This window comes from Methylophilus sp. VKM B-3414 (assembly GCF_032248435.1).
Lineage (GTDB): Bacteria > Pseudomonadota > Gammaproteobacteria > Burkholderiales > Methylophilaceae > Methylophilus > Methylophilus glucosoxydans.
In genome coordinates this window covers 463,967-489,528 of sequence record NZ_JAVTLI010000001.1, presented here as the reverse complement: position 1 = coordinate 489,528, position 25,562 = coordinate 463,967, and the positions used below count along the sequence as shown (strand labels likewise).

At 52.0% G+C, this 25,562-nt stretch carries 30 protein-coding genes; 16 read left to right on the top strand and 14 right to left on the bottom strand.

Annotated features, from left to right (window positions below; translation table 11 throughout):
- Positions 1-80 precede the first annotated feature (80 nt).
- From surE to Q9292_RS02195, 4 genes are all read left to right on the top strand, one after another.
- On the top strand, positions 81-830 hold the full coding sequence (surE, locus tag Q9292_RS02210) for a 5'/3'-nucleotidase SurE (RefSeq protein WP_275356815.1): 750 nt from the start codon (positions 81-83) through the stop codon (positions 828-830).
- 20 nt (positions 831-850) lie between these two features.
- Positions 851-1,525: a protein-L-isoaspartate(D-aspartate) O-methyltransferase gene (locus tag Q9292_RS02205; protein WP_313984214.1), complete on the top strand. Its 675-nt coding sequence runs from the start codon at positions 851-853 to the stop codon at positions 1,523-1,525.
- Positions 1,522-2,409: a peptidoglycan DD-metalloendopeptidase family protein gene (locus tag Q9292_RS02200; protein ID WP_313984211.1), complete on the top strand. Its 888-nt coding sequence runs from the start codon at positions 1,522-1,524 to the stop codon at positions 2,407-2,409. Before Q9292_RS02205 ends, Q9292_RS02200 begins: the two co-directional genes overlap by 4 nt.
- Positions 2,410-2,481: 72 nt before the next feature.
- Positions 2,482-2,829 carry a hypothetical protein gene (locus Q9292_RS02195; protein WP_313984208.1) on the top strand — a complete coding sequence of 116 codons (348 nt, stop codon included), beginning with the start codon at positions 2,482-2,484 and terminating at the stop codon, positions 2,827-2,829.
- A 45-nt stretch (positions 2,830-2,874) separates the two neighbouring features.
- Here the strand turns inward: Q9292_RS02195 and leuA are convergent, their stop codons facing one another.
- On the bottom strand, positions 2,875-4,569 hold the full coding sequence (gene leuA / locus Q9292_RS02190) for a 2-isopropylmalate synthase (protein ID WP_313984205.1): 1,695 nt from the start codon (positions 4,567-4,569) through the stop codon (positions 2,875-2,877).
- Between the two features lie 164 nt (positions 4,570-4,733).
- Here leuA and Q9292_RS02185 point away from each other — a divergent pair, with 164 nt between their 5' ends.
- Positions 4,734-5,198, top strand: coding sequence for an Lrp/AsnC family transcriptional regulator (locus Q9292_RS02185; protein ID WP_194747001.1), 465 nt, complete (start codon positions 4,734-4,736; stop codon positions 5,196-5,198).
- 125 nt (positions 5,199-5,323) lie between these two features.
- Here the strand turns inward: Q9292_RS02185 and Q9292_RS02180 are convergent, their stop codons facing one another.
- The 9 genes from Q9292_RS02180 to Q9292_RS02140 form a co-directional block, all read right to left on the bottom strand.
- Positions 5,324-5,863 carry a hypothetical protein gene (locus Q9292_RS02180; RefSeq protein WP_313984199.1) on the bottom strand — a complete coding sequence of 180 codons (540 nt, stop codon included), beginning with the start codon at positions 5,861-5,863 and terminating at the stop codon, positions 5,324-5,326.
- A gap of 54 nt (positions 5,864-5,917) precedes the next feature.
- Positions 5,918-6,448, bottom strand: a complete 531-nt coding sequence (locus Q9292_RS02175; RefSeq protein ID WP_313984196.1) for a hypothetical protein — start codon at positions 6,446-6,448, stop codon at positions 5,918-5,920.
- A 117-nt stretch (positions 6,449-6,565) separates the two neighbouring features.
- Positions 6,566-6,967, bottom strand: a complete 402-nt coding sequence (locus Q9292_RS02170; protein ID WP_313984193.1) for a hypothetical protein — start codon at positions 6,965-6,967, stop codon at positions 6,566-6,568.
- A gap of 72 nt (positions 6,968-7,039) precedes the next feature.
- Positions 7,040-7,510 (bottom strand): hypothetical protein, encoded by a 471-nt coding sequence (locus Q9292_RS02165; protein ID WP_313984191.1) that lies wholly within the window; start codon positions 7,508-7,510, stop codon positions 7,040-7,042.
- Between the two features lie 135 nt (positions 7,511-7,645).
- On the bottom strand, positions 7,646-7,960 hold the full coding sequence (locus Q9292_RS02160) for a hypothetical protein (RefSeq protein WP_313984188.1): 315 nt from the start codon (positions 7,958-7,960) through the stop codon (positions 7,646-7,648).
- Positions 7,961-8,234: 274 nt separating this feature from the next.
- Entirely contained in the window at positions 8,235-8,603 is a 369-nt protein-coding gene (locus tag Q9292_RS02155) for a thioredoxin family protein (protein WP_313984185.1), read from the bottom strand.
- A 94-nt stretch (positions 8,604-8,697) separates the two neighbouring features.
- Positions 8,698-9,297, bottom strand: a complete 600-nt coding sequence (locus tag Q9292_RS02150; RefSeq protein WP_313984182.1) for a nitroreductase family protein — start codon at positions 9,295-9,297, stop codon at positions 8,698-8,700.
- A gap of 10 nt (positions 9,298-9,307) precedes the next feature.
- Complete coding sequence (mutS, locus tag Q9292_RS02145) at positions 9,308-11,854, bottom strand: DNA mismatch repair protein MutS (RefSeq protein ID WP_313984179.1); 2,547 nt, start codon at positions 11,852-11,854, stop codon at positions 9,308-9,310.
- A gap of 248 nt (positions 11,855-12,102) precedes the next feature.
- The gene (locus Q9292_RS02140) at positions 12,103-12,912 is read right to left on the bottom strand and encodes an inositol monophosphatase family protein (RefSeq protein WP_194747009.1); all 810 of its coding nucleotides are present in this window, start codon (positions 12,910-12,912) and stop codon (positions 12,103-12,105) included.
- A gap of 84 nt (positions 12,913-12,996) precedes the next feature.
- On the opposite strand from Q9292_RS02140, the gene Q9292_RS02135 reads away from it, so the two are divergent.
- Positions 12,997-13,749, top strand: coding sequence for an RNA methyltransferase (locus tag Q9292_RS02135; RefSeq protein ID WP_313984174.1), 753 nt, complete (start codon positions 12,997-12,999; stop codon positions 13,747-13,749).
- Between the two features lie 101 nt (positions 13,750-13,850).
- Here the strand turns inward: Q9292_RS02135 and Q9292_RS02130 are convergent, their stop codons facing one another.
- A complete protein-coding gene (locus tag Q9292_RS02130) occupies positions 13,851-14,159 on the bottom strand; it encodes a YkgJ family cysteine cluster protein (protein WP_313984171.1) in 309 nt (102 codons plus the stop codon).
- A gap of 200 nt (positions 14,160-14,359) precedes the next feature.
- Between Q9292_RS02130 and cysE the strand changes: the two genes are divergently transcribed.
- The 9 genes from cysE to fdx all read left to right on the top strand — a co-directional run bounded on the left by cysE (position 14,360) and on the right by fdx (position 21,820).
- Positions 14,360-15,094: a serine O-acetyltransferase gene (gene cysE / locus Q9292_RS02125; RefSeq protein WP_194747012.1), complete on the top strand. Its 735-nt coding sequence runs from the start codon at positions 14,360-14,362 to the stop codon at positions 15,092-15,094.
- Between the two features lie 152 nt (positions 15,095-15,246).
- Entirely contained in the window at positions 15,247-15,717 is a 471-nt protein-coding gene (gene iscR, locus Q9292_RS02120; RefSeq protein ID WP_194747013.1) for a Fe-S cluster assembly transcriptional regulator IscR, read from the top strand.
- A gap of 27 nt (positions 15,718-15,744) precedes the next feature.
- On the top strand, positions 15,745-16,890 hold the full coding sequence (locus Q9292_RS02115; protein WP_313984166.1) for a cysteine desulfurase family protein: 1,146 nt from the start codon (positions 15,745-15,747) through the stop codon (positions 16,888-16,890).
- Between the two features lie 26 nt (positions 16,891-16,916).
- Positions 16,917-18,134, top strand: a complete 1,218-nt coding sequence (locus tag Q9292_RS02110) for an IscS subfamily cysteine desulfurase (protein ID WP_194747015.1) — start codon at positions 16,917-16,919, stop codon at positions 18,132-18,134.
- Positions 18,135-18,316: 182 nt separating this feature from the next.
- Positions 18,317-18,700: a Fe-S cluster assembly scaffold IscU gene (gene iscU / locus Q9292_RS02105; protein ID WP_194747016.1), complete on the top strand. Its 384-nt coding sequence runs from the start codon at positions 18,317-18,319 to the stop codon at positions 18,698-18,700.
- Position 18,701: 1 nt separating this feature from the next.
- Positions 18,702-19,025, top strand: coding sequence for an iron-sulfur cluster assembly protein IscA (gene iscA / locus Q9292_RS02100; protein WP_194747017.1), 324 nt, complete (start codon positions 18,702-18,704; stop codon positions 19,023-19,025).
- Between the two features lie 43 nt (positions 19,026-19,068).
- Positions 19,069-19,581, top strand: coding sequence for a Fe-S protein assembly co-chaperone HscB (gene hscB / locus Q9292_RS02095; RefSeq protein ID WP_313984161.1), 513 nt, complete (start codon positions 19,069-19,071; stop codon positions 19,579-19,581).
- A gap of 6 nt (positions 19,582-19,587) precedes the next feature.
- Entirely contained in the window at positions 19,588-21,477 is a 1,890-nt protein-coding gene (gene hscA / locus Q9292_RS02090) for a Fe-S protein assembly chaperone HscA (RefSeq protein ID WP_313984158.1), read from the top strand.
- A 1-nt stretch (position 21,478) separates the two neighbouring features.
- Positions 21,479-21,820, top strand: a complete 342-nt coding sequence (gene fdx, locus Q9292_RS02085; protein WP_194747020.1) for an ISC system 2Fe-2S type ferredoxin — start codon at positions 21,479-21,481, stop codon at positions 21,818-21,820.
- Between the two features lie 72 nt (positions 21,821-21,892).
- On the opposite strand, the gene Q9292_RS02080 is transcribed toward fdx, so the two are convergent.
- The 3 genes from Q9292_RS02080 to Q9292_RS02070 all read right to left on the bottom strand — a co-directional run bounded on the left by Q9292_RS02080 (position 21,893) and on the right by Q9292_RS02070 (position 24,607).
- Positions 21,893-22,537, bottom strand: a complete 645-nt coding sequence (locus Q9292_RS02080; protein ID WP_313984155.1) for a carbonic anhydrase — start codon at positions 22,535-22,537, stop codon at positions 21,893-21,895.
- A gap of 49 nt (positions 22,538-22,586) precedes the next feature.
- Complete coding sequence (locus Q9292_RS02075; protein ID WP_275356833.1) at positions 22,587-24,173, bottom strand: SulP family inorganic anion transporter; 1,587 nt, start codon at positions 24,171-24,173, stop codon at positions 22,587-22,589.
- 152 nt (positions 24,174-24,325) lie between these two features.
- Positions 24,326-24,607 carry a hypothetical protein gene (locus tag Q9292_RS02070; protein WP_313984150.1) on the bottom strand — a complete coding sequence of 94 codons (282 nt, stop codon included), beginning with the start codon at positions 24,605-24,607 and terminating at the stop codon, positions 24,326-24,328.
- Positions 24,608-24,761: 154 nt separating this feature from the next.
- On the opposite strand from Q9292_RS02070, the gene Q9292_RS02065 reads away from it, so the two are divergent.
- A complete protein-coding gene (locus tag Q9292_RS02065; protein ID WP_313984147.1) occupies positions 24,762-25,562 on the top strand; it encodes a helix-turn-helix transcriptional regulator in 801 nt (266 codons plus the stop codon).

Genomic DNA, 25,562 nt, shown 5'->3' with positions numbered 1-25,562 from the left:
GCGCGGGTTGGCCATTTTTGCTGTAAATTCTTTGTTGAATCCACGCTGACAAGCCCGCTAAACCTTATATAATATCGGGCATGAAAATCCTGTTATCTAATGACGATGGCTATCTTGCGCCCGGCCTCAATGTCCTGGCCGCGCATTTAAGCAAAATAGCCGAGATCACCGTGGTCGCGCCCGAGCGTAACCGCAGTGGTGCCAGCAACTCACTTACACTGGACAGACCTTTAAGTGTCAAACAAGCCGCCAATGGCTTTTTTTATGTCAATGGCACCCCCACCGACTGCGTACACATTGCCCTGACCGGCCTCATGCAGGAAATGCCGGACATGGTGATCAGTGGTATCAATGATGGCGCCAATATGGGCGACGATACCATTTACTCTGGCACCGTAGCCGCAGCGACTGAGGGGTATTTGCTGGGCATTCCTTCTTTTGCCATTTCGATGTCACAACATCAGGCACTGCACTTTGAAACGGCGGCCAAGATCGTGGTGGACCTGGTCCAGCAATACAACCACAGCGAGTTTACCGAGCCAACCTTGTTAAACATCAATGTGCCAGATGTACCGTTTGAAGCAATCAAAGGCAAAAAAATCACGCGACTGGGCAAACGTCACAAGGCAGAACCCGTCATTCAACTGCAAACCCCCAGAGGCGAAACCGTTTACTGGGTAGGTGCCGCTGGCCAGCCGAATGACGGCGGTGAAGGGACTGACTTTCACGCCGTGGCCGAAGGCTATGTCTCCATTTCACCCATACAGGTAGATTTAACCAAACACTCTCAAATTGCCACCCTGCAGCAATGGCTGCAAAGCAAGCAATAAGTCATCAAGAATTCAGTGACATGGCGATTCCAAGAACATCACACAAAACCGGTATCGGAATGACCTCTTCGCGGACACGCGAGCGCATGTTGACGCGCCTGCGTGAGCAAGGCATTCAGGATGAAGTGGTCATAGCGGCCATGGCAGAGATTCCTCGCCATATCTTCGTCGATGAAGCACTGTCTATCCGCGCCTATGAAGACGTTTCATTGCCGATTGGTTACGGTCAGACCATTTCGCAGCCATATATCGTGGCCAAAATGACGCAAATTCTGCGCAATGGCAAACCATTGAACAAAGTGCTTGAGATTGGCACGGGCTGCGGCTACCAGACCGCAGTATTGTCGCGCGTGAGCACCGAAGTCTACTCACTGGAACGCATCCGGCCGCTGGTGATGAAAGCAAGAAACCATCTGCGCACCTTGAAATGTACCAATGTCAAACTGGACCACGCCGATGGCAGCCTGGGACTCAAGGATTATGGCCCGTTTGATGCCATTATGGTCACCGCGGCGGCCAGCCATGTGCCGCCTGAGCTGGTCGAACAATTAGCCGTCGGTGGCCGCATGGTCATCCCGGTCGGCACTACCGACCAGGTACTGCATTTAATTGAACGCACCGCCCAGGGAATTCAGCAAACCGCGCTGGAATCCGTGAAGTTTGTCCCATTGCTAGGAGGCACTGCTTTATCATGAATCTACGCACCTTGCTGACCGCGTGCGGAACCGCCTGTACACTTGCTGCCTGTGCCCTCAACTCTCCCATGCCGCGCGCACCGGTGGTCACCAGCGTGTCACCTGCGCCAGAGAGCAAACCGGCTGCGCCGGTCAGCGTGGGGGCAAATCAGTACCTGGTACAAAAAGGCGATACGCTCTACAGTATCGGCCGCAAATTTGGCATCCCGTTCATGAAGCTGGCCGAGTTTAACCAGCTGCAAGCGCCGTATGAGATTCATGTCGGCCAGGTCCTCAACCTGACCGCAAAAAGCAGCACCAGCGCAACAAACAATAAAGCCACCGATCCCGCAGGCGCGGATGATGCTGAAGTCGTCACCTCGGCCATCAGCAGACCAGACATGAGTGCGGCCCCAGAAGCTGCAAGCACGGCCAATGCCGCACCGGCGCTACAGACCACCACCGAGGGCGAAAAGTCTGCAGCCCCCTTAGACCTCGAAGCCATCAACGACAGCGACATTCAATGGCAGTGGCCGCTGGCAGGCAAAGTGAGTGCCGGGTTTGATGTACAAACCAATAAAGGCTTGAATATCACGGGGAGCGCCGGTCAGGCAGTCAATGCCGCGGGCGCGGGTAAAGTAATTTATAGCGGCATGGATGTGCGTGGCTATGGCAAGCTGATTATCGTCAAACACAACAGCAACCTGCTCTCTGTCTATGCGCACCAGGGCAACTCGCTGGTCAAAGAGGGCGTGTTTGTGACCCAAGGTGAAAAACTCGCCACCCTGCCCGCCCCGGCCAATAACAAGCTGCCTGTGCTGCATTTTGAAATCCGGCAAAAAGGCAAACCGGTAGACCCGGCGACATATTTACCGAGTACGCCGGCCACTGCCAGCAGCCATTAAGCCAAGCACGGTCGGCATGCCTCGACCGCTGGCAGGTTAAACCATGCAGGTGCACTCAGCAAAGGAGCTGGTATGGACCCCAACCGCTACAGCAAAAATCGCGATATCCGGCCAGACAGCGGATGGAAAATCCTGCAGGCGGTGCTAACGCTAGGACTGGTGCTTTGCGGCCTGGTCGGGATCGCTGTCCATCTATTCAGCAGTGAGTCACGCCCGACTGACTGGTTGCAATGGCTGATGGCCAGTCCGATGAATATGGTGCTAGCGATCATCACCCTGCTGGCCCTGTTTGTGTTTCACCGCTATATCAGCCACCTGAGCAACCAGCAGCGCCGCTCAGCCAGTGACTTTCCTGTTTATGTCATGATGCTGTTAGGCGCTTATTTTATCTACCAACTGCTGACCACAGGGCATTGGTAGACGCCTGCTAGCGCCCCAGTCCAACCAGATCAAAGCCCAGCCAGATCAAGCCGTTTTGCGCAGGCTGCCCGCCTGCACATGGCAACGGTTCATACCACTAAAAATGGCCTTGATCGAAGCGGTGACGATATTGGTATCCATCCCCACGCCGTAACATACCTTGCCCTGACACGCGACCTCGACAAACGCGCAGGCCATGGCCTCGCCAGCAGACGGGCTGGCCCCTAGCGAACGCTCTTCAAAACTGCGCACCTGTACCTCAATGCCCATATGTTGCAGGGCATGAATCGCCGCATCCACCGGCCCGTTGCCTTGCCCACTGGCGATGGCGGGCACGCCATTGACTGCCATATGCATGCGGATCGCCTGGCCCTGGGCATGACTCTCCAGCTGATAGTCCTGCATATGCATAGGCATCACCGTAGACACATAGTGGGCATTAAACAGCTGCCACAGGGTCTCAGGCCCCACCTCGCTGCCGTGTTGGTCGGTATATTGCTGCACCACGGCAGAAAATTCGACCTGCATGCGTCTGGGCATCACCACCCCATAATGACTCTCAAGCAGATACGCCACGCCACCTTTGCCTGACTGGCTATTCACCCGGATAATCGAATCATAATTGCGACCCACATCCTTGGGGTCTATCGGCAGGTAAGGCATATTCCAGGGCGCATCGGCGGGCTGCGACTGCCTTGCCGCGAATCCCTTTTTAATCGCATCCTGATGCGATCCAGAAAACGCAGTAAACACCAGATCGCCCGCATAAGGGTGGCGCGGGTGAATCTCAATCTGCGTACACTCTTCCACCGTCCGGCCAATCGCATCAATGTCGGAAAAATCCAGGCCAGGATGCACACCCTGCGAATACATATTCAGCGCCACAGTCACCAGATCCACGTTGCCCGTGCGTTCCCCATGCCCAAACAGGCAGCCTTCCACGCGATCCGCTCCGGCCATGATGCCAAGTTCGGTGGCCGCCACCGCCGTGCCGCGGTCATTGTGTGGATGCAGGCTCAGAATCAAGCTGTCGCGATGCGCCAGATGTCTATGCATCCACTCAATCTGGTCGGCGTACACATTCGGCGTGGCCACTTCCACCGTCGCAGGCAGGTTGATAATGATCTTGCGGTCAGGCGTTGCCTCCCAGGCCTCGGTGACTGCGTCGCACACCTCTTTGGAAAATTCAAGCTCGGTCGCAGTGAACGTCTCCGGGCTATATTGCATCACGACTTCGGTCTCAGGCATCTCAGCGGCCAATGCTTTTACCAGACGCACCGCGTCCACGGCCATCGCCTTAACCTCTGCCTTCGTCATATTAAACACCACATCCCTAAACGTCGGCGAAATCGCGTTATAAATATGCACAATCACACGACGCGCGCCACGGACGGACTCCATCGTACGGCGGATCAGAGGCTCGCGTGCCTGTGTCAGCACCTCAATCGTCACATCCTCGGGAATCTGCTTTTCTTCAATCAGGCTGCGCACAAAGTTGAAATCGGTTTGCGAAGCCGAAGGAAAAGCCACCTCAATTTCCTTAAAGCCCATCTGACACAGCATCTTGAACATGCGGCGCTTTTTCTCCGCATCCATCGGCTCAAACAGCGACTGATTACCATCGCGCAGATCGGTACTCATCCAAATCGGCGGTTGCGTGATCACCGCATTCGGCCATTGACGGTCCGGCAGATGAACGGGAGGAAAAGCCTGATATTTATGTGCGGATTGTGTCTGCATGTTGTGCTCCAGAAGAGATGTTTTTGACAAGACACATGATAAACACTTTGCAAAAAATTAAATTGCTAATTCAATCAATAAACGCATTTATTAAAAATATTATTTCAATATAAAATATTTTTTTGTAATATTATTTCAATATTTAAAATTAAATAGAAATAACCATGAAATTAGACCGTTTTGACAAAGCCATTTTAAACATCCTGCAAACCGAAGGCCATATCAGCAACCAGGACCTCGCCGACCGTATTGGCCTCTCCCCTGCCCCCTGCCTGCGCCGGGTAAAAGCGCTCGAACAAGCCGGGCTAATCCTCGGCTATCAAGCGCTGGTAGACGCTAAAAAGCTAGGCCTGAGCCTCATGGCGCTCATCGGTATCTCCATGGATCAACACACACCCGAACGCTTTGCCAATTTTGAAAGCAGCATTACGCAAATCCCCGAAGTGTTGGAATGCCTGCTCATTACCGGCCAACAGTCTGACTATTTGCTGAAAGTGGTGGTAAAAGACATGGACGACTACCAACACCTACTACTGCATAAAATCACCAAGATTGCAGGTGTCACCGGGGTGCATACGAGTTTTGTGTTGAGAAATGTGGTGGCTCGGGCGAAAGTGCCTGTGGAATGACTCTCGAAGAAGGAGAGCTATATATGAATTACATTTGTTCGTTCATCTAAATCAATGAATCAAATATGATTGTTTGACTGTTCTAGCCATTTAACATCCCCTAAAAACTAGGTCGATGTGTCTACTTAATTGCATTGGTAACCCAAATACCAACCATTGCCTAACGGTGTGATTTCTGAAAAATCACCCTCTTCTTTTTTTCCAGTTGACGAAGGCAAGGGTTCGTGTCGCCAATTAATTTCACCACTGCAGCCAGAAACCGATAAGCCGGCACGATAAACCAAGACATTTACCTCTTCTGGCGCATATTCTAGAGCATGGCAAAACTTAACTCTCTCCGAGCCTGTTTTTGCAAATATTTTTTTGTATTCCCCATATCGCTTTTCAGTTAAACCTACCTCTTTGAGAACTTCTGAAAGTGATAACCTAGTTTTGTAATCACTGTTGCGAGTCCATTCACCGTTGTACTCCCAATACTCACCGATATTATCGAGACCTACAACAAAGCACTCTTTCTCACCAGTATCATCAGTGATCATCTTTTTGAGCACTTCAAATGCCTCAGGTGCAACTGAGTATTTTGCTGCCAACGCCTCGGTCGAGGGAGGACTTGAGCATGAAGCCAACAATAAGGCAACTATGACAGAAGTGAGCAGCTTATTCATAACGTTTGCCATAGCGGGCGCCGCCAGGCGTCCCATTGAATGAGGGGTTAGCCATCATTTGGAAAGCTCCGCCCGAATAAAGGTTGCAAGTGACTCTCCAACGCTCCACTTCTTTAGATCGACGACTGTGCCACCGTGTTTTGTCTTGGAGCGCTTAAGCGCTCCTCTTCCATCGCAGGTCAGGACAACTGATACCACCGATCTCGCTGCAAGCGAGACGTCGGCCTCATTTTTGTACAGTCCAGTTGGTCTAATAGTTGGGCCAACCGAGTAGCTTTCCGCGCTAAGAACCGCCAACTCTTCCTCGCTTGCAAAACGCCCGCAATCGAATCCAGAGACTCGTTGTTGATCCGGCGGTAGCGATTCGTCGTAAAACCCGAAATACGTATCGGTAGAAACCGTTTTGTCGTTCAGGGCGGCCTCAACATACTTTCGTTTATCTGCGGGCATGTGATGGATTTCAAACTCCGCTTCCCTTGTGATCTGAATGGAAAACTGATCACCAGGAAGCTCTGCGCGTAAGTCCACTCCCCTATCGAAGAATACATCCCAAGCGTTGCTGTCGACAAAAAGAGAGATGCGCATGACACTCATGATGACTAACGTTTGACATAAGGGGCTGGCGACAAAAGTGGCACAGCCGAGGTTATTAAAATTATTTTCATAGATGCTTGTTTTCGCCAGTCCCGCTTGATGGATAGGTTAGCTATCTGGCATTTCCTTAACTAATTGAAGTAACCATTCCCTTTCTGCAGGGGAGATATTTTCAACACGCGTTTTTCCCGATGAGTTAACTATGACTTTGTGCTTCCAGTTTTCGGCAGAAAACAAATCAAGAGAACTGCGGCTACCATTGGCGTGAATTAACAAAATCACGAACGATGGTGGGAGTGGTGTTACAAACAGTGGGCCTCCCTCAGACTTGCGTTCGTGAAGCCAGAGTTCAAATTGCTTTTGCTGCGCTTCGTTAAGCTTCCATGTTTTTGTATATGGTGGCCCTTTAAGTATTTCGGTTACCTCCACCGAAACCAACGGAGGAAAGCCCTCATCGCAACCAGCAAGAAGAGAACATATTACAAGAATGATCAGATAAAAATGGCGCATGACAAAGATGGCTAACGTTTGAAATTAAGGGGCTGGCTTTAGCCAGTACCGCTTGAATGATGGGTTGGGCATTTATTTAGGGACAATTTGATTAAATGCAGAAGTCATAGCTTTGATAAGCATCTCATTTAGCAAACCTGTAGATTTAGCCTGCATAAGAGGCCCTATTTCACCTTGTTTTGTTTTAAGTTCGCTTGAGTATTTAGATGAAGGGCCTTCATCTACTAACGACTGTAATTTATCAGCGCTGATAACTTGAGCATATGAAGAGGCCAAGTTTTTATCCCATTGGTTTTGATAGTCAGGAATGACTTTATCAATCTCACTTCTAACCATTGATTGTGCTTTTTGCTCACCAACTTTATTAACAATCATTCGGTAGGTTTGAGTTTGCGATGCAACTTGATAGCTAATAGCTGGCAAGTTTTGACCAAAACGATATTTTTGGACCAGCGTTAGCGCAATATCTTCGGAAGTAGCCGCTACTGCAATTGTTGAAACTAGGCTTAGAACCACTAAAGCATAAGAGATAATTTTTTGCATTGTTTTCCTATTGTGTTGATGCCCAACGTTTGAAGTAAGGGGCTGGCGACAGTGGTGGCTCAACCCTCGTTATTAATAAACATTTCATGAAAGCTCTTTTTTGCAAGTCCCGCTTTACTCATTGGTTACGCATTATTATTTTGATTGATCTACCTGAATCTTTGCGATGGCATTTCTGTCTGTCGAAGAGACCCAAATCGTAACAATCCGATTTGATGACTCCAAGACAATTTGCGCATAGGCATCTTCGTTTGGAGGGTGATGTACTGACGCAGATGAGAAGGTTAGCCAAGTCATCTGGCCAGATTTTAAAAAGTAAGCCGCTTGTTTGCGTGCCGCATCATCACAATCGGAATTCGGTCGCCATTCATTGCCGACCGCGGCGGCTGCGGCTACAGCCCAATCGTAAAACTCGTCTAAGAATTGCTCTTCTTTCAGATAGTGGCGCATGGGAACAAAGATATTTAGCCTAACTGTAATTATAGAGTCGCTTGGGTCTCTGATATTTGATAAACATGGCTGAGCCCCTTGCTCCTTCTTCGTTTGGTTGTTTATGAGTCCACTTAATTACATTACTAATATTAGAGACAGAGCGTTACTGCTTTAGTGATTGTAGACGATAGTGACGAATTTTCAACTTGTTCTGCCACATACAAATTTATGGTCTCAGAAAAGCAAAAAGCCATGCTAAGCATGGCTTTTTAAGCTTAAGCAAACACACCAATTATTGCTTGGCGTCTTCCGCTTTGTAGTACTCGCGCACCGGCGTCATATCAAAATCACGTGCCCATTTGATAATCTCGTCCAGTGCTGGCGCGCCAATCTCGCCGACTTGTGCGTGTATGCCTGCGCGCTCACGTATCACGAGTAAGCCTGGAATCTGTTTGACCTCAAAGTAATCAGAGATTTCCGGATCTGTTTCGGTATTGACCATGCCAAACACGATGTCTGGATTTTTTGCTGCCGCGGCCTCAAAGGTGGGTGTAAAGGCAACACAAGGATCACACCAAGGCGCCCAGAAATCGACAATCACAAACGCGTTATTCTCGATGGTTTCTTTAAAATTTGCTTTGGTCAGCGTAACGACTGCCATATGATCTCCAATCCGTTCAATTATATTTTTATCGCCAGCATTTTAGCAGAGGATGGCAGGCTCGCTAACCGCTTTTGCTGCAAACGCGCAAAGTTTAAACAATGCTTTGGTCCCATTGACCATTGAAAAACAGCTCATTGAGCGGTTTACGGCTACGCGCCGCAGTTTCACGCTCTTTGGTTTCACCCGTGAGGCTTTCAACATCCGCCTGGTAACCGACGGTGACCATAGCTAAAATCTGGTAGCGCTCAGGCACGTTGAAGGTCACTCTGGCTTTATCTGCATCAAAACCACCCATCTGGTGCGCCATTAAACCCAGCGCGGTGGCTTGCAGGCACAGATTTTCAGTGGCGGCGCCGGTATCGTATGGTGCCCATTTGTTAGGTTTGTCGTTATGGCTAAACAGGGTATCGGCACAAATCAGTAACAACACCGGTGCATTCACAGCCCAGCTCTGGTTGCCAGGCACCAGGCAGTCAAATGCTGCTTGCCAGGCTTGCAGGTTATCCGCCTTGTTGCAAACAACGTAGCGCCAGGGCTGATCGCCAAAGCAGGAAGGCGCCCAGCGCGCTGCTTCTAGCAGGCTGATGACTTGCTCTTGACTCACGCCTTGGCTGGCATCATAGGCGCGGCCACTCCAACGGTTGGCAATCAAATCGTGTATAGGCTGCTGGGTAATGGCTGGCTTTTGCATGGTGAAATCCTCACAGTTGTTTTTTCAATTGATAAAGTAACTCTAGCGCCTGCTTCGGTGTCAGGTCGTCAGGCTGTATGCGTTCCAATTCTGCGACCACCGGATGGGCAGGCGGTTCCTCGGGGGGCACGGCACTGGCAAACAAATCGTTTTGCGGTGTCGCTGCAATGGTCTGGTTTTCGAGTTGTTGCAATTTGCGTTTGGCCAAATTCACTACCGATTTGGGAATACCTGCCAGTTGCGCCACCTGTATACCATAGCTCATGGTCGCAGCGCCCTCTTCAACTTTATGCAAAAAGACGATGCCCTGACCATGCTCAACCGCATCCAGATGGACGTTGGCGGCATGCTTGGCTTCATCGACAATGCGCGTCAGCTCAAAATAATGGGTGGCAAACAGAGTCAGTGACTTGTTTTTTTCGAGCAGTTGTTTGGCCACCGCCCAAGCCAGGCTCAAGCCATCAAAGGTACTGGTCCCACGGCCGATTTCATCCAGTAATACCAGGCTGTTTGCGGTGGCATTATTCAGGATATTTGCCGTCTCCGTCATTTCCACCATAAACGTGGAGCGCCCGCCTGCCAGATCGTCTGAGGCGCCGATACGGGTAAAAATACGGTCTATCTCACCAATCATTGCGCTTTGGGCAGGCACAAAGCTGCCGCAGTAGGCCAGCAACACAATCAAGGCCGTTTGCCGCATAAAGGTAGATTTACCGCCCATGTTGGGGCCGGTGATCAGCAATAACTGCCGATAGGGATTGAGCACGACATCATTGGCTACATAGGGCTGCGCGATACTCTCGACCACCGGATGCCGCCCACCCTGGATATCCAGGCCATTCTCTGCGCGGAATTGCGGCTGCACATAATTGAGCGACCGTGCGCGCTCGGCAAAACAGGCCAGCACATCTAAGGTCGCCACGGCAGTGGCGATGCGCTGCAACTGGGCGATGTGCGGCAGTAAAGCCTCTAACACCTGTTCATACAGCATTTTTTCACGTGCCAGCGCACGCTCATTGGCGCTCAACACTTTATCCTCAAACGCTTTTAACTCGGGCGTGATAAAGCGCTCTACGTTTTTCAAGGTTTGGCGGCGACGATATTCCGCTGGCGCACTTTCTGCCTGTAAGCGACTGATCTCAATGTAAAACCCATGCACGCTGTTGTATTCCACCTTGAGGTTGGTAATGCCAGTACGGGCTTTTTCAGCGGCCTCAAATTGCAACAGAAAATCGCCGTGGTCGGTCTGGATCGCGCGCAACTCATCGAGCTCGGCATCGTACCCCGTCGCAATCACACCGCCCTCACGCAGCACGGCAGACGGCTCGGCTTGAATCGCCTGTACCAATATCTGCAAGGCCTCGGCAGGTACCTGAAATTCGGCGATCAGGCTCTGCAACAAGCCGGATTGTGTCCGCGGCAAGACGCTGACCAGCGCTGGCAACTGCAACAAGCTATCACGCAGGCCGGACAAATCGCGCGGTCTGGCCGACTTGAGCGCCACGCGTGCAGTCATGCGCTCAATGTCGCCCACCGGATGCAAGGCTTGTTGCAACGCGCTATCCAAAAACTGTTCAAATAACTCGGCGACTGCCAGATGCCGCTGCTGGATGGTCTGCTGGTTGCGCAAAGGATGATGCAACCAATGCCGCAACAAACGCGCACCCATGGCGGTTTGCGTCGAGTTCAGCAACGAATACAAAGTGGGAGAAGTCTCACCGCGTATGGTGGTATCGATTTCCAGATTGCGCCGGGTGGCCGCATCCAGTTGCAGGTAATGATGGCTCTGCTCGACACGCAAGCCGACAATATGCGGCAAGGCCGTGCGCTGGGTGTGTTTCACATACTCCAGCAAGGCCCCCGCCGCCGTCACGGCCGCGGGCATCTCGCCACAACCAAACCCGTCCAGATCATGCGTATTGAATTGCTGGGTCAAACTGCGGTTGGCCGTTTCCAGGTCAAATTGCCAGGGGGCCAGGCGCTTTTTTGCGCAACGTGCATGCTGCAAGGCCTCATTATTATGATCTTCAGCTATAACCAGCTCCGCCGGGTGGATGCGCTCCAGCTCCTGCGGCAAGTGTCCTGGTGCAATTTCGCTCAAGACAAACTCGCCTGAGGCCAGATTGAGCCGTGCTAACCCCAATACGCCCTCGCCCCGGGCCACGCAGAGCAAAGTGTTATCGCGGGTTTCATCCAGCAAGGCCGCATCGGTGAGTGTGCCCGGCGTCAGGATGCGCGTCACTTCGCGCGCCACCGGCCCTTTTGAGGTCGCCGGATCGCCCACCTGCTCGCAAATGGCCACTGCCTCGCCCATTTTTGCCAGCTTGGCCAGATACTGCTCGGCCGCATGGTAAGGCAAGCCTGCCATTTTGATCGGCTCGCCATTGCTGGCACCGCGGCGAGTTAAGGTAATCCCCAACAAACGGGCTGCCTTTTCTGCATCCTCAAAAAACAGTTCGTAAAAATCACCCATGCGGTAAAACAGCAGCATATCGGGATACTGTGCTTTAAGCGTCAGGTATTGACGCATCATGGGGGTGTGGTTTTCGAAGGACATGCGGATAAATCAGTGCGAGTATGGGTTGAATGAATAAGTGTGTTTAGCCTTGGCATCTTACAACAAAAGGATGCAGGATGATCATGTGTCCGGCCAGCGAACATGACGAATACAACCGTGACCAATAGATCTATAAAAAAGTCATTCTTTCAAGTGAGGAGAACAACCTTGATGCAGGTTGTCATGCCAGAAAAAAACAAACCCGGATTCAACTCCGGGTTTGTGACATGCCTGAACACAATACAAAATTACAAAGTCGGCGTTTTAATCCGCTCGGTTAAATGCGGTGCAATCACCTGCAACATTTGGCTAAATACCTTAGGATTAGCCGCAACAATATTACCGGTACGCAACCAGCTCTCGTTGCCCTCAAAGTCGCCGACGATCCCGCCAGCTTCCTGCACTAACAAAGCGCCTGCAGCAATATCCCAGGGGGAAAGATTGATCTCAAAGAAACCATCGCTGTAACCCGCGGCAACGTAAGCCAGGTCGAGTGCAGCCGAACCAGGGCGGCGCAAGCCAGAGGTTTTCTTGGCCATGTCGCGGAAAATGTTGATGTAGGTTTCCAGATAGCTAAAATCTTTGAATGGGAAGCCGGTAGAGAGCAAGGCTTCTTGCAGTTTTGCGCGCTGGGTGACGCGGATACGACGATTATTCAGGAAGGCGCCACTGCCTTTGGTGGCGGTAAACAAGTCATTACGTACCGGGTCGTAAATGACGGCTTGCGTCAGCACGCCTTTTTCTTGCAAGGCAATCGAGATGCAATATGCCGGAAAGTTATGCAAAAAGTTAGTGGTGCCATCCAGCGGGTCAATGATCCAGATGCTATCGGACTCGCTATTGGATTTACCGCTCTCTTCCCCATAAAAGCCATGGGTGGGATACGCGTCCTTGAGCACGGCAATAATGGCTTGCTCGGCACCCCGGTCCACTTCACTGACGAAATCGTTAGTGTCTTTCTGCTCGATCTTGAGGGCGCCAATATCCATGGCGGCACGGTTAATGATTTTGCCAGCTTCACGCGCGGCGCGGATGGCGACATTCAGGGTTGGATGCATGCTGTGGGATTCTTGATTACACTGATAAAATGCTATTTTAGCTTTTTAAGCGCTGTGTCACAAACACAACGACCAAATATACGCATGTCTTCTACCTCTGAATCCCCCATTTTTAACAATATCCGCGTCGTGTTATGCCAAACCAGCCATCCTGGCAATATCGGTTCGACCGCGCGCGCCATGAAAACCATGGGCCTGAACCGGCTCTATTTGGTGCGCCCCAAGCACTTTCCCGATGGCGAAGCCAAGTCACTGGCCGTGAATGCAGGTGATGTGCTGGACCACGCCGTGGTGACACAAACCCTGGAAGAAGCGCTGGCTGATTGCCAGTTTGTGATTGGCGTGAGCGGCAAAGAGCGCTCGTTGTCGCAACAAGTGATGACCGTGCGTGAAGCAGCACAGGAAGTCAAAGCTGTCGCCAGCCATAGCGAGGTCGCGCTGGTGTTTGGCACCGAAATGAGCGGACTCAGCAACGCCGAAGCGGACCGCTGCCATGTGCTGGCTACGATTCCGGCCAATCCGGAATACACTTCGCTCAATCTGGCGCAAGCCGTGCAAGTGATGTGTTATGAAACCCGTATGGCGGTGACGACCGGTGAACTGCATTACCAGGAAAAACCGGTGGAACTGGCGACGCAGGAGGACCTGGAGCGTTTTTATGAGCACATGCGCGAAGTCTTGGAGCATATCGGCTACATCAATCCACGTGCGCCGAAAAAACTGTTTGAGCGCTTGCGCCGCCTGTATGGCCGTACCCGGCTCGAGAAAGAAGAAGTGAACCTGTTGCGCGGGATTTTGACGCTCACGGTCAATCCCAAGAAACACAGCAAGTATTAGTGGCTGCGTTCACCACAAAGTATCAAGCAGAGCCGCAGATAATCAGGCACAAACAGATTGCTTTTTTATTGGCGGTGAATATTGTGGTCACCCATGCGTCGTCAAATCGCCGCCAACCCGATCTTGGCCCGCGCCTCATTGCAAACGACCGAGCCTGCTTCAAACTCGCGGCAGGTGCTCGAGCGCAAGGCATAAATACTGCACCCGACTGACTGCCCGACCTGCCCTTGTAACGCGACACAACGAACCGGCTTGATCTCGGTGCCCTGCATGCAAACATAGGTCTCATTGACTTTTTTCGTCTTGGCGGCCGGCACCGTCCCCAGTGGATGCGCGTCAGTCTCAGCCCAGTAAAACGAGACGCGGAAACTGGCACAACAGGCGCCGCAGGATTGGCAATGATCTGACATTCAACACGAATTTCTAATAAACATGCTCGCTATTTTAACGGCTTTCCCTTTTTTAGCCACAACGCCCACACCAGGCAAAGAGAGACAAAAACGTGTGTTTCATGGGTTTCCTCCGCGATCTCTTCGCCCGCTGTGGCTAACCATCCCTCCCAAGCAACAACCCGGCAAGCGCAAGCCACGACTTGTGGCATAATGCGCGCATGTTCAAACATCTTAAAGAAGATATTTCGATTGTGTTTGACCGTGACCCGGCCGCACGGACACATTTTGAGATTCTGACCACCTACCCTGGCGTCCACGCGCTGATTTTGCATCGTTTCAGTCACTGGTTATGGAGCCACCGGCTCTATTGGCTGGGACGCGCGTTGTCGCATCTTGGCCGCTGGCTGACCGGCATCGAGATTCATCCCGGTGCCACCATTGGTCGGCGCGTGTTTATTGACCATGGTATGGGCGTGGTGATCGGCGAAACAGCCATTATTGGCGATGACTGCACGCTCTACCATGGCGTCACCTTGGGCGGCACCAGCTGGAACAAGGGCAAACGTCATCCAACACTGGAATCTGGTGTGGTCATTGGCGCTGGAGCCAAAGTGTTGGGGCCCATCACCGTCGGCAAGAACGCCAAAATCGGCTCCAATGCCGTGGTGGTCAAAGACGTCCCTGAAAACGCCACTGCGGTAGGGATTCCGGCACGTATCCTCGAGGAGGAAAAAGCCAAGCAACGCCATGATGTCGCACAAAAAATGGGGTTCAACGCCTATGCGGTGGGCAATGATGAAAATGACCCGATGATCAAGGCGATCAACAGCTTGCTGGACCATGCTCACAAGCAAGAAGCAGAAATTGCCGAGCTGAAGGCGCAAGTCGCCAGGCTCAATGATGTGGAAAACGACAGCAATGTCGGTGAGGCGTTTGCCAAAAAGCCGGAATAAAGGCAGCGAACAGGCCTTTCCAGCCTGACCTCGGGCCCGCATTGAGGCCTTGATTAGATGGATAAAAACAGACTGAACTTTTACAGCATAATAATTGACTAAAACAGTAGGTTATTCTATAATTCAATACTGTTTTTAAAGGTCATCTCAAGATGCGATTAACTACCAAAGGTCGTTTTGCCGTTACCGCCATGTTGGATATCGCGCTCTATGAAGCGGATAAACCAGTGACATTGGCCGGCATCAGTGAGCGCCAAAGCATTTCATTATCTTACCTTGAACAGCTATTCAGTCGCCTGCGCAAACAAGGCCTGGTTTCCAGCGTGCGCGGTCCCGGCGGCGGTTACCGTATTGCCAAAGCGCATCATGAGATTTCCGTCTCTGACATTATCACTGCCGTAGATGAGCAAATTGACGCGACCCAATGTGGTGGCAACGAGAATTGCCATGAAGAAGGCCGCTGCATGACCCATGAGCTATGGGCTTCTTTAAACAGCAAAATTCTGGACTACCTGTCAGGCGTCACACTGGCCGACATGGTAGACATGCAACGCAACAAATCTACAGGCCAGGTGATCTTTGCCCCGCGAAAATGTGGCTCTGAAGCCAGCATTGCCGCTTAAGGCCGGGCATCAAGGCACACCAAGTCCATGACCACCGTATTCTTTGACCACAACAGCACCACCGCACTGAAACCGCAAGTGCTGGACGCCATGTTGCCGTGGCTGGGGCAAGCGAGTGGCAATCCGACCAGTCGCCATGTGTTTGGGCGCAATGCGCGTGATGCCATGGAACTGGCCAGAGCACAGATTGCCGAATGTGTCGGTGTGCAACCGTCGCAAGTGGTCTTTACCTCCGGTGGTACCGAAGCCAATAATTTTGCCATTAAAGGCATGGCGGCCAACTTGAGTGCCACGCAATTATTGATCAGTGCCATTGAACATCCCTGTGTCACCAAACCGGCGCATTCGCTGGCGTGGCATGACTGGAAAGTGGCAACGCTGCCGGTCACAGCCGAAGGCACGCTGGACCTGCAGCAAGCCGAACAAACGCTGAACACACGCACAGGCTTGGTATCTTGCATGTTGGCGAATAACGAAACAGGCGCCTTACAGCCGGTCGCTGAATTGGCAACGCTGGCAAAAGCGCGTGGCGCGCTGATCCATACCGATGCCGTACAAGCGTTTGGCAAGGTGCCTGTCGATTTCACGTCTTTGAGCGTGCATGCGATGACGATTTCCAGCCATAAAATGGGTGGTCCGGTTGGCGTCGGTGCACTGATTCTGGACAAACGGGTGGACATTGCCCCTTTGCTACACGGCGGGGGACAAGAAAAAGGCTTGCGTAGCGGCACCGAGAATGTCGCCTGCATTGTAGGCTTTGCCCGCGCCTGCCAGCTTGCCATGCAAACGCTGCAAAGCCGCAGCCAGGCGACCCAAGCCTTGCGGTCTCAGCTTGAGGCCGGGTTACAGCGTCTGGGCGCGGTGATCTTTGCAGCGAATGCAACACGTCTGCCCAATACGAGTTTTTTTGCCATCCCCAATATTGAGGGTGAGACCTTGGTCACCGCGCTGGATAAAGCCGGATTTGCTGTCGCCAGCGGCTCCGCCTGCTCCAGTGACAGTACTGAGCCCAGTCATGTCCTGCTGGCCATGGGGATAGAACCTGACCTTGCGCGCGGTGCGGTACGCGTGAGTTTGAGCGACAGTAATACCGCCAAAGAAATCAGCGAATTTTTAGCCGCGTTGCAGAAAGAAGTGCAGCGTCTCAAAGGGTTAAGTGCCATCGCGGCATAAGTATTTTATGGAAAGAGCATTGAAATATGTCTGAAAGAAAGCCGATCTATCTGGATTATTCTGCGACCACCCCTGTGGATCCTCGTGTTGCACAAAAGATGATCCCTTACCTGACCGAGGATTTTGGTAACCCGGCCTCGCGTAGCCATCCTTACGGCTGGACAGCCGAGCAGGCGGTTGAGCATGCACGTGAAGAAGTTGCCAAACTGGTGAATGCTGATCCACGCGAAATCGTCTGGACTTCAGGCGCGACCGAGTCCAACAACCTGGCGATTAAAGGCGCTGCGCATTTTTATGCTGCCAGCAAAGGCAAACACATCATTACCTCGGCCACCGAGCACAAAGCGGTGCTGGACACCGTGCGTGAACTGGAGCGCGAGGGCTATGAAGCCACGTATTTGCAACCAGAAGCCGACGGCCTGATTTCACTGGAAAAATTCAAGGCAGCCATTCGCCCTGACACCGTGTTGGCGTCCATCATGCTGGTGAACAACGAAATCGGCGTGATTCAGGATATCGAAGCGCTGGGCAATCTCTGCCGTGCCAATAACGTGATCTTTCATGTGGATGCCGCACAAGCCACCGGCAAAGTAACGATAGACCTGGAAAAACTGCCTGTAGATTTGATGAGCTTTTCTGCGCACAAAACCTATGGCCCTAAAGGGATTGGTGCCTTGTATGTCCGCCGTAAACCACGCATCCGCATTGAAGCGCAGATGCATGGCGGCGGTCACGAGCGTGGCATGCGTTCCGGGACGCTGGCCACCCACCAAATCGTGGGCATGGGCGAGGCTTTCCGCATTGCGCGTGAAGAAATGGCGAGCGAAAACGAGCGTATCCGTATGTTGCGTGACCGTCTACTCAACGGCTTGCTGCAAATTGAAGAGACTTACGTCAATGGGGATCTGGATCACCGCGTCCCCCACAATCTGAATGTGAGCTTCAACTTTGTAGAAGGTGAATCGCTGATTATGGCAATCAAGGATATCGCCGTCTCCTCCGGCTCTGCCTGTACCTCGGCCAGCCTGGAACCAAGCTATGTCTTGCGCGCCTTGGGCCGCTCTGACGAGTTGGCTCACAGCTCCATCCGTTTCAGCATTGGCCGCTTTACCACCGAAGCCGATGTGGATTACACAATAGATTTGTTGAAGAGCAAAATTGGAAAACTGCGTGAACTGTCCCCATTATGGGAGATGTTCAAGGATGGGATTGATTTGTCCAAAGTTGAATGGGCAGAGCATTAAAAAATTGATCTTTCATCGCCTGGCGGCGTTGTCGACATGCTTGTTTAGATTAGACTAAACGGCGCATGCCTCCGCCTTGCCAGACAATGAAATCTGCAATTTTTATTCATTAAAGAATTATTTTTTAAATTAAAACATGAACATAATCTTTATGTGACGTTTTAATTGATAGGAGCAATCATATGGCTTACTCAGATAAAGTATTAGACCACTACGAAAATCCACGTAATGTGGGTTCTATGGACAAAAACGACCCGAATGTCGGCACCGGTATGGTCGGTGCGCCCGCTTGCGGCGACGTGATGAAATTGCAGATCAAGGTCAATGATGCGGGCGTGATTGAAGACGCCAAATTCAAGACCTATGGCTGTGGCTCTGCCATTGCCTCGAGCTCACTGGTGACAGAATGGCTCAAGGGCAAAACTCTGGATCAGGCGCAAGAGATCAAGAACTCTGCCATTGCGGAAGAGTTGGCGTTACCGCCAGTGAAAATTCACTGCTCAGTGCTGGCCGAAGATGCGATAAAATCCGCGATTGCCGATTTGAAATCCAAGCAAGGCGCGTAATATGGCGATTACCCTGACAGAAGCCGCGGCCCAACGTGTTGAAAAGTTTCTGGCGAACCGTGGCAAAGGCATAGGCTTGCGCCTCGGCGTCAAAACCACAGGGTGCTCGGGCATGGCTTACACGCTGGAGTTTGTGGATGATCTGCAGCCAGAGGATACGACGTTTGAAAGCCATGGCATTAAAGTGATTGTAGACCCAAAGAGTCTGGTCTACATCGATGGCACAGAGCTCGACTTTGCCAAAGAAGGCCTCAATGAAGGCTTTAAGTTCAACAACCCCAACGTCAAGGACGAGTGTGGTTGTGGTGAGTCTTTTACGGTTTAATTGTTGCCGCAGATAACCTTCGTTTTCTGCGGCTGATGACTTTATGCAAAACCATTTCTCGCTGTTTCAGCTGCCAGCCCAATTTGAAATTGATCTGGCCACACTCGATGCGCACTACCGCAAACTGCAAGCTGAAGTGCATCCTGACAAGTTTGTGAACGCCTCCCCTGCTGAACGCATGCAATCCATGCAGATGGCCACCTTGGCCAACGAGGCCTATCAAACCTTGAAGCAGCCGACCGCCCGTGCCCGTTATCTGCTGCAACTGCAGGGCATTGCTACCGATGAGGAACAGAATACCGCCATGCCCGCGGATTTTCTGATGTCACAAATGGAGTGGCGCGAGGCGATGGAAGACGCCAAGTTTGGCAAAGACATTCCAGCACTGGAACGCTTGCTGTCAGAAATGCATCTGGCGGCCAAAGACTTGCAGCAACAGGTGAACACCGAGCTGGCTGATGCCCCGCAAGCGGCGGCGATGACCGTGCGTAAAATGCGTTTTATTGACAAAGTGACTGAGGATATCCACCAGATCATCGCCCAGTTGGAAGATTAGAATTTCATGGCCCTATTACAGATTTCAGAACCAGGTTTTTCCCCAGCCCCACACCAGCACAAACTGGCGGTGGGTATAGACCTGGGCACCACCAACTCGCTGGTGGCGACCGTGCGTAGCGGCATGAGCACCGTGTTGCACGATGAACACGGGCATGCCTTGTTACCTTCTGTGGTACGTTACCTCGAAGAGGCTGTCGTCGTCGGCCATGAGGCGCAAGCGGCACAAAGCCAGGACCCGGTGAATACCATTGTTTCGGTCAAACGGTTTATGGGCCGGGCCTTGCACGACATCACCGACCGCGCACATATCCCCTACCATTTTGTCGAGAACGACAGCTCACACGGCATACTGGAGCTGAAAACCCGTGCCGGTCTCAAAAGCCCGATCGAGATTTCTGCCGAGATTTTAAAGACACTGAAAGTGCGCGCTGAAAAGGCGCTGGGCGGTGAACTCACGGGTGCAGTCATTACCGTGCCCGCCTATTTTGATGATGCGCAACGCCAGGCGACCAAAGACGCGGCCCGACTGGCAGGCTTGCATGTCTTGCGCCTGCTCAATGAACCGACGGCCGCCGCCGTTGCCTACGGCCTGGATAACGCGGCAGAAGGCGTCTATGTGATTTATGACCTGGGGGGCGGTACATTTGATATTTCCATCCTGCGCTTGAGCAAAGGGGTGTTTGAAGTCCTGTCAACCAATGGCGACTCTGCCCTGGGCGGCGATGATTTTGACCACCGGATTTACTGCTGGGTGCTTGATCAGGTGCGTAGCAAAACGGCAGACTTCAAACCGTTAACCGAAGAAGACACGCGCCTGTTGCTGACCAAAGCGCGCCAGGCCAAAGAATGGCTGACCGATAACCATGAAGCCAATATTGTCTGCAAACTCAGTAATGGTGCATTGGTGGATGAAACCCTGAGCGTGAGCCAGTTTGTTGCTCTGACCGAACATCTGGTCAATAAAACCCTGAGCCCTACCCGCAAAGCCATGCGCGATGCCGGGCTGGCCATCGATGAAATCAAGGGCGTGGTACTGGTCGGCGGCGCGACGCGCATGCCGCATATCCGTCATGCCGTACAAGCTTTTTTTCAGCAAGAACCGTTAACCAATCTGGACCCGGACAAAGTGGTGGCCCTGGGGGCTGCCATTCAGGCCAACATTCTCGCTGGCAACCGTAGTGGCGATGATTTATTGCTGCTGGATGTGACGCCGCTCTCCTTGGGACTGGAAACCATGGGTGGGCTGGTTGAAAAAGTCATTCCGCGCAACTCGACCTTGCCGATTGCACGTGCCCAGGATTTCACCACCTATAAAGACGGCCAAACGGCGATGGCGATTCACGTTGTACAAGGCGAGCGCGAGCTGGTCAGCGACTGCCGTTCACTGGCACGCTTTGAACTGCGTGGCATTCCGCCCATGGCGGCCGGGGCTGCCCGTATCCGCGTCACCTTTCAGATTGATGCCGATGGCCTGCTCTCGGTCTCCGCGCGCGAACAGACCAGTGGCGTCGAGTCCAATGTCACCGTCAAGCCGTCTTATGGCCTCAACGAAGAACAAATCACCAGTATGCTCAAAGACTCGTTTGGCGCCGCCGAAGCAGACAAACAGGCGCGCATGCTGCGTGAAGCGATAGTCGATGCCCAGCGCCTGATTGAAGCGATTGAAGCCGCCCTCGCAGAGAGTGGCGATACCTTGCTCGATACGGCGGAGCGTGCGCAGATAGAAGCGTCTATGCAGGCGTTACGTGCCCTGTGTAATGAACACGATAGCCAAGCCATCAAGCAAGCGACCGAAACCCTCAACCATGCCACCGAAACCTTTGCCGCCAGACGCATGGATGCGTCTGTCAAAAAAGCGCTGGCCGGTAAAAACCTGGATTCACTGGAACTCTGATATGCCTAAAATTACCATACTTCCCCACGCTGAACTGTGCCCGGAAGGCACCGTGATTGAAGCAGCCTCAGGGACTTCGATTTGCGACGCCTTGTTGAAGCACGACATAGACATTGATAATGCCTGTGGCGGCGTGTGTGCCTGTACCACCTGCCATGTCATTGTGCGTGCAGGCTTTAACAGCTTGAACGAGATCGAAGAAGATGAAGAAGACATGCTGGACCGTGCCTGGGGCCTGCAACCGCATTCACGCTTGTCCTGCCAGGCCGTGTTGCAGGATCAGGATGTCACGGTTGAGATTCCGAAATACAGCATCAATCTGGCCAAAGAGGGTAACCACTAGGCGCCTGAGTCCTGTGCTCCCACAAAAAAAGCCGATGCATGCATCGGCTTTTTGTTTGTACCAGACCAGCCACTAGCCAATATACGTCTCTTCGAGAAAGTCAACTTTGCCATTCGAGATATCATAAACCGCGCCAACAATACCGATTTGCTTGCTTTGCAGCATATCATCGACAATATCACTGCAGCGGATGATGGTATCGATTTGATATTTCACATTGAGTGCACAAATCTTTTCCACGAAGTCGCCATTCTTGGAATTACGCTGCGCCGGGTCTGAGACTGTTTTTTCGTGACGGATAGAGGGTTTGATCAGATTGATAATCTCACCAATATGCCCGTCTTTAAAATCGTCACAAGCCGCTTTGACTGCGCCGCAAGAGCTATGGCCCATGACCACAATCAGTTTGCTGCCGAGGTATTTACTGGCGAATTCAAGACTGCCAATCGCTTTATCCGAGGCAATATTGCCTGCCAGACGCACACTGAACACATCGCCCAGCGCCTGATCAAACAACAACTCCACCGGTGCTCGGGAGTCACTGCAACTGAGGAATGAAGCAAACGGGTGTTGCTTATCTTTGGTGATTTGAATCAGGCTTTTGAAGTCCTTGTCCTGCTCGAGATCACTGGTAAATCGGTGGTTGCCTTCGACCAGAATCTCCAGCGCTTCGCGCGGGGTCATTTTGTCACGGTCGAGCAAGGGATGTTTGTACATATCAATCTATCCTTAATAATCAGTTTTTTATTATTGATCAGCCAAAATCTTAATGGCCAAGCATAAATTTGGGCGGGTTAAACTGGATGGTTTCAACCTCAATATTTTTCAGTTTGGCCTGTTGCTGGTAGTCTTGAATAAACTCCACCACATCATAGGCGATAGATTTGCTATTGGTGCAATCAATCACCACCTTGCTATTGCGCGGGATGGATGCCAGGACTTCGAGGATGCTCGCTTTATTAAAAAACGATACCTCTTCGGCCAAAACGAGATGATACACTTCGCGGCCCTCTTCGTTCGAGCGCGTTTGCTTGATGTAATGCGAATTACGATAGCTATGGTGCAAGGTGAAGAAAATAGCCACCACCAGGCCCAAGCCGATGCCGGTCAGCAAGTCAGTCAACACAATCGCGGCAATCGTTACCACAAAAGGCACAAACTGTTCCCAGCCCAAGGCATACATCTGCTTAAACAGGCTGGGTTTGGCCAGCTTATAGCCGACCATAATCAGAATGGTTGCCAGGCTGGCCAGCGGAATCATATTCAACAGGCTGGCGATGGTGATGGCACTCAACAGTAACCAAAAACCATGCAGTATCGCTGACATTTTTGTGTGTGCACCAAAGGTAATGTTTGCACTGCTACGCACGATCACCTGTGTGATGGGTAAACCGCCAATCAGGCCAGACAGAACATTGCCTAACCCCTGCGCCTTGAGCTCACGGTTGGTCGGTGTCACACGCTTGTGCGGGTCTAGTTTGTCAGTCGCCTCCACACACAGCAGGGTTTCCAGGCTGGCCACAATCGCCATCACCAATGCGGTTTTGATCACCAAAGGCTGAGCCATCTGACTAAAATCCGGGTGGGTGAAAAAACTGGCGAAGTCGCCGAGACTGCTGGCAACGGGCAAGCTCACAATCTGGTCAGCCGCCAGTTTAAAGTCCAGCCATTCATGCATAAACGCCCAGTTGAGCGCGATACCGGTTAACACCACCACAATCGGCCCTTGCAGCACTTGAAACACACGATGTTTTTTACTCAAATAGACATCCCAAAAAATCAGGATGGCAAAGGAAACAGCGGCAATTAGAATGGCGCCTGGCGTCAATAAATCCCAGGCCTGCAAAATATCACTAAATGTGTTGTGACCCCCTGCCTCCTCAAAGGCTTCGTCTCCTTCAAAGTCCGCATCATAGCCAAAGGCATGTGGAATCTGCTTGAGGATAATCAGCAAGCCGATGCCGGTTAGCATGCCTTTAATCACTGAAGATGGCACAAAATAAGCAATGAAGCCGGCTTTAAACTGCCCCAGCAAAAACTGGAACACCCCGGCCAGTACGACCGCAGCGAGAAATGCCTCATAAGAACCCAGGTTGCTGATGGCGGCCAGCACAATCACCGCCAGGCCGGCCGCGGGTCCACTCACCCCCAGTTGCGAACCACTGGCGAGGCCAACCACAATGCCACCGATAATCCCGGCAATCACACCGGAAAACAAGGGGGCGCCAGAAGCCAGTGCAATGCCCAGGCACAGGGGCAAGGCGACAAAAAAGACGACAATCGAAGCCGGCAGGTCGCGGTTCAAATGCGCTAACAATGACAACGGCCCTGACCGTTGAGTATCGGTTGACATGGTGTATCAGTCCTCTTTTAATTTATTCGTTTTTATCATCATTTTTTCAAATACTAGCCCCGCCTGTATGCGGGATGTGCGATCACCAGTGTGCAACGGAGGGAATACGGCCATCGCTGACCTGTTCCCACCCGATCTTGTTCAGTGCCGCCTTAGTCAGCCATGGGCGCAGTGTAAGGACGCCTGCCGATAAAATGCAGTTGCATTTGCTGGTGCTTGTCAAAGCCCTTCTCAGGCTTGTCAGTCACGATGCCTGCGCCAATCCATTTTCCATCAGCATCCTGTTTGGCAACTGGCACTTTTGCATAAGGCCGTTTGCTCAAAAAGTTGTGATGATGCTGTTGCTTGACCGCTTGCGCCTGATCAACATCATCCGCATGGACTGAACCCATTAAACCAAATGCAGCGATGACTGCCAACCATAATTTTTTCATTGTTTATCCTTTTCGTGTCACTGATTCATCTCAATGACGCCGGGTATCCCCTGCACCACGATGCGTTGTCTGATAAACCGATTGAGCATTGTGCACGGGTCCTGACAATAAAAAATCAACCAATATACGGAGTTCGGTATATACTAAATGGCATATGCCTAACGACAGTGCTCACTCACCCATACCCAATACTGCAAATGCGCCTGCCACGGAAAGTGCATTTGCCCTGCGCAACGCCCTCAAACAAAATCAGGTGCAAATCGCGCATGAGCGCCTGTTTGAAAAGCTCGGGCAGCAATTATTCAGTCATGGCTGGTCAGAGAGCCTGCTGCAATGGGTACTGGATGAATTAAGCGGACAATTTGGTGCGCCGCATGCTCTGATCAGCCAGCAGCATGCCGGGGCGCTCAAAATTCTGGCACAAAGAGGCAATACCTATCCGGTGGGCGCGCGTATCCCCATGCTGGGTGCGCTGGCGCTATGGCTCAAAGAACCAATCACGTTTGAAGTGCATACTCAATATGTCGCCAGCTTGTGGACGCTGCAGCCAGCCGCAGGCACAGCACCCACCTTGCATTGCTATCATCTGCCGATTGCCGTCCAGCAGCGGGCGGTTGGCCTGCTGGCACTCATGACCAGCAATCCACTTAGCCCCGCCAATCTGCAGCTATTGCATAGCCTGTGCGGATTGATTGGATTTGCCCTGCAACAATCCACCCGCACTGCCACTAGCATTGATGACAGCGTGCTGCAAAAACTGACCCCGCGCGAACGCGAGGTCTTTGCCTTGTTGCCCTCCGGCGCCAGCAATGCCATCCTGGCGCAAAAGCTGGGCATTTCACCGGGCACGATCAAGATTCATGTAGAACGTATTTTAAGCAAACTGGACTTGCGGGACCGCACACAAGCGGCAGTCAAGGCGGTTGAAGCCGGTTTTAGCAGCGACGGGCTATAA

What these genes read in the sequence shown, in the direction of transcription:
- surE (WP_275356815.1), top strand. Translation starts at nt 81, where the DNA reads ATGAAAATCCTGTTATCTAATGACGATGGCTATCTTGCGCCCGGCCTC.
- Q9292_RS02205 (WP_313984214.1), top strand. Translation starts at nt 851, where the DNA reads ATGGCGATTCCAAGAACATCACACAAAACCGGTATCGGAATGACCTCT.
- Q9292_RS02200 (WP_313984211.1), top strand. Translation starts at nt 1,522, where the DNA reads ATGAATCTACGCACCTTGCTGACCGCGTGCGGAACCGCCTGTACACTT.
- Q9292_RS02195 (WP_313984208.1), top strand. Translation starts at nt 2,482, where the DNA reads ATGGACCCCAACCGCTACAGCAAAAATCGCGATATCCGGCCAGACAGC.
- leuA (WP_313984205.1), bottom strand. Translation starts at nt 4,569, where the DNA reads ATGCAGACACAATCCGCACATAAATATCAGGCTTTTCCTCCCGTTCAT.
- Q9292_RS02185 (WP_194747001.1), top strand. Translation starts at nt 4,734, where the DNA reads ATGAAATTAGACCGTTTTGACAAAGCCATTTTAAACATCCTGCAAACC.
- Q9292_RS02180 (WP_313984199.1), bottom strand. Translation starts at nt 5,863, where the DNA reads ATGAATAAGCTGCTCACTTCTGTCATAGTTGCCTTATTGTTGGCTTCA.
- Q9292_RS02175 (WP_313984196.1), bottom strand. Translation starts at nt 6,448, where the DNA reads ATGCGCATCTCTCTTTTTGTCGACAGCAACGCTTGGGATGTATTCTTC.
- Q9292_RS02170 (WP_313984193.1), bottom strand. Translation starts at nt 6,967, where the DNA reads ATGCGCCATTTTTATCTGATCATTCTTGTAATATGTTCTCTTCTTGCT.
- Q9292_RS02165 (WP_313984191.1), bottom strand. Translation starts at nt 7,510, where the DNA reads ATGCAAAAAATTATCTCTTATGCTTTAGTGGTTCTAAGCCTAGTTTCA.
- Q9292_RS02160 (WP_313984188.1), bottom strand. Translation starts at nt 7,960, where the DNA reads ATGCGCCACTATCTGAAAGAAGAGCAATTCTTAGACGAGTTTTACGAT.
- Q9292_RS02155 (WP_313984185.1), bottom strand. Translation starts at nt 8,603, where the DNA reads ATGGCAGTCGTTACGCTGACCAAAGCAAATTTTAAAGAAACCATCGAG.
- Q9292_RS02150 (WP_313984182.1), bottom strand. Translation starts at nt 9,297, where the DNA reads ATGCAAAAGCCAGCCATTACCCAGCAGCCTATACACGATTTGATTGCC.
- mutS (WP_313984179.1), bottom strand. Translation starts at nt 11,854, where the DNA reads ATGTCCTTCGAAAACCACACCCCCATGATGCGTCAATACCTGACGCTT.
- Q9292_RS02140 (WP_194747009.1), bottom strand. Translation starts at nt 12,912, where the DNA reads ATGCATCCAACCCTGAATGTCGCCATCCGCGCCGCGCGTGAAGCTGGC.
- Q9292_RS02135 (WP_313984174.1), top strand. Translation starts at nt 12,997, where the DNA reads ATGTCTTCTACCTCTGAATCCCCCATTTTTAACAATATCCGCGTCGTG.
- Q9292_RS02130 (WP_313984171.1), bottom strand. Translation starts at nt 14,159, where the DNA reads ATGTCAGATCATTGCCAATCCTGCGGCGCCTGTTGTGCCAGTTTCCGC.
- cysE (WP_194747012.1), top strand. Translation starts at nt 14,360, where the DNA reads ATGTTCAAACATCTTAAAGAAGATATTTCGATTGTGTTTGACCGTGAC.
- iscR (WP_194747013.1), top strand. Translation starts at nt 15,247, where the DNA reads ATGCGATTAACTACCAAAGGTCGTTTTGCCGTTACCGCCATGTTGGAT.
- Q9292_RS02115 (WP_313984166.1), top strand. Translation starts at nt 15,745, where the DNA reads ATGACCACCGTATTCTTTGACCACAACAGCACCACCGCACTGAAACCG.
- Q9292_RS02110 (WP_194747015.1), top strand. Translation starts at nt 16,917, where the DNA reads ATGTCTGAAAGAAAGCCGATCTATCTGGATTATTCTGCGACCACCCCT.
- iscU (WP_194747016.1), top strand. Translation starts at nt 18,317, where the DNA reads ATGGCTTACTCAGATAAAGTATTAGACCACTACGAAAATCCACGTAAT.
- iscA (WP_194747017.1), top strand. Translation starts at nt 18,702, where the DNA reads ATGGCGATTACCCTGACAGAAGCCGCGGCCCAACGTGTTGAAAAGTTT.
- hscB (WP_313984161.1), top strand. Translation starts at nt 19,069, where the DNA reads ATGCAAAACCATTTCTCGCTGTTTCAGCTGCCAGCCCAATTTGAAATT.
- hscA (WP_313984158.1), top strand. Translation starts at nt 19,588, where the DNA reads ATGGCCCTATTACAGATTTCAGAACCAGGTTTTTCCCCAGCCCCACAC.
- fdx (WP_194747020.1), top strand. Translation starts at nt 21,479, where the DNA reads ATGCCTAAAATTACCATACTTCCCCACGCTGAACTGTGCCCGGAAGGC.
- Q9292_RS02080 (WP_313984155.1), bottom strand. Translation starts at nt 22,537, where the DNA reads ATGTACAAACATCCCTTGCTCGACCGTGACAAAATGACCCCGCGCGAA.
- Q9292_RS02075 (WP_275356833.1), bottom strand. Translation starts at nt 24,173, where the DNA reads ATGTCAACCGATACTCAACGGTCAGGGCCGTTGTCATTGTTAGCGCAT.
- Q9292_RS02070 (WP_313984150.1), bottom strand. Translation starts at nt 24,607, where the DNA reads ATGAAAAAATTATGGTTGGCAGTCATCGCTGCATTTGGTTTAATGGGT.
- Q9292_RS02065 (WP_313984147.1), top strand. Translation starts at nt 24,762, where the DNA reads ATGCCTAACGACAGTGCTCACTCACCCATACCCAATACTGCAAATGCG.